The organism is Faecalibacterium sp. BCRC 81149, from assembly GCF_022750605.1.
GTDB classification, from domain to species: Bacteria; Bacillota; Clostridia; order Oscillospirales; family Ruminococcaceae; genus Faecalibacterium; species Faecalibacterium duncaniae.
Window position 1 is genome coordinate 1 of record NZ_QXJA01000039.1, and the last position, 1547, is coordinate 1547.

At 46.7% G+C, this 1547-nt stretch carries 3 protein-coding genes; 1 reads left to right on the forward strand and 2 read right to left on the reverse strand.

The features are described from left to right. Window positions 1-46: 46 nt before the first annotated feature. Window positions 47-478, reverse strand: coding sequence for a sigma-70 family RNA polymerase sigma factor (locus D3F01_RS15805; protein ID WP_097771745.1), 432 nt, complete (start codon window positions 476-478; stop codon window positions 47-49). 30 nt (window positions 479-508) lie between these two features. Here D3F01_RS15805 and D3F01_RS15810 point away from each other — a divergent pair, with 30 nt between their 5' ends. After that, the gene (locus tag D3F01_RS15810) at window positions 509-658 is read left to right on the forward strand and encodes a hypothetical protein (RefSeq protein WP_242889610.1); all 150 of its coding nucleotides are present in this window, start codon (window positions 509-511) and stop codon (window positions 656-658) included. A gap of 470 nt (window positions 659-1128) precedes the next feature. Here D3F01_RS15810 and D3F01_RS15815 read toward each other — a convergent pair. Beyond that, the coding region (locus tag D3F01_RS15815) for an ABC transporter permease (RefSeq protein WP_242889612.1) at window positions 1129-1547 on the reverse strand (419 nt) is incomplete at its 5' end.

Genomic DNA, 1547 nt, shown 5'->3' on the forward strand with positions numbered 1-1547 from the left:
GCGGTAAAAACTCTCTGCTCGTGTGTTCATAGGAGTTCATTTACGCCTAACCTCCCTCCGGCAAGTGCGCCTTTAGCTTTTTTTGCAGCTCGTTCAGCGTTTTTGTCCGGTGGCGCTGTACAGCACTTCGGGACATTCCCATGAGGTCGCCAATCTCGCCATCGCCCAGTTCCAGAACGCAAAACAGAATCAGAATGCTTTGTTCTTGCTTTGGCAGAGCGGCAAACGCATTGGCAACAAGTTCATTGTCGATGTGCAGATCACAGCCGTAGGATGAAAATACAAATTCTTCACTTGGATAATGGTCTACACTCGTGAGCTGCCCCAGTTCTTCCAACGAAAGAACGCTGAATGACTTTTCACGGTCAAGCAAGCGTTTCTTATTTCGGTGATAGTTCCGGGCCTCATTTCGCAGTACCGCTTTGCAGAACGCATCGAATCGGTACTGTTCGCCATCGTTGCGAGGGATAGCTTCCATCTTCTCACCCCCTTTCCGTGGGGATGTCGGGTGGATTTTTCCCTTTCCGCTAATATGACACCTGAAACACCCGATTCTGCCTGCTTTTTTGAAAATTTCCAAAAATATTTTTTGAAGCAGGCAGATTTTCAGGTGGCAACAGAAAAGCCCAGCAAACCGAAAACGGCCAACCGGGCATAATGGCAGTATTAAACGCGTAGCAGCTACATTGTATAGTACATAGTAAAAGCCCTGCTGACCCTGTGCGGGAGCAAGGCTTTTTTTGATAGGTCAAGATTGAACGGTCGATAGAATATCAGGCGCATGGCGGCATCCTCCTATGGCCGCCATACAGACGATGAAACGCTCTGATACGCAAAAAGAACCGGCGGCCTTGATTTTCTCAAAAGCCGCCGGTTCAAAATGGGCGCACGGATGTGTCTGCTGTACGACGGCTTTTTTCTTTTGCCGTCGTGCGGCAGCTTGCTAACAGGCTATTTTTCTTTATGAGGATTATTATAAAATCCAAATGTCACAGAAATGTCCGAGCAGAACTAATTTTCGACAGAAAAACAGGCTGAATTGTTACAACGCTCGGACATTTCAAAAAATTTTTTGAGAAATGGCGAAAAAAGCGGGGCAGCACACGCCGCCCCGCCGATCCCATACGGTTATTCCATCGCCCGCATTTGTTCAATCAGGGATTGCTTTTTCTGTCTGCGGATTGTCCATACAGACAAGATCAGTTCCATTCCGAACAATACCAGAATGAACAGTCCCATTTCCAAAACCGGGAATTTGTAAGGCACTACATTTCCGGCAAAAGCTCCTATACTCATTTTTCTGCAAGCAAAGATGGAAGCCGGAAGCCCAACGATCAGCGTCACCAATGTTGCAAAGAGCGCATAGCACAGCCCCTCACAGATGTTCATTTTACATAGCTGTTTTTGTGTTAGGCCGATAGAACGCAGAATACTGTTTTCCTGCTTTCGGGCTATCTGGTTAGAGAGTGTCGTATTGATAAGGTTGATAACGCCAAAGAGAAATACCAACCATGAAAGTATCTCCATACTGCCAAACGCAAAAGAAT

Coding starts and splice junctions, on each gene's coding strand:
- D3F01_RS15805 (WP_097771745.1), bottom strand. CDS start 478: ATGGAAGCTATCCCTCGCAACGATGGCGAACAGTACCGATTCGATGCG.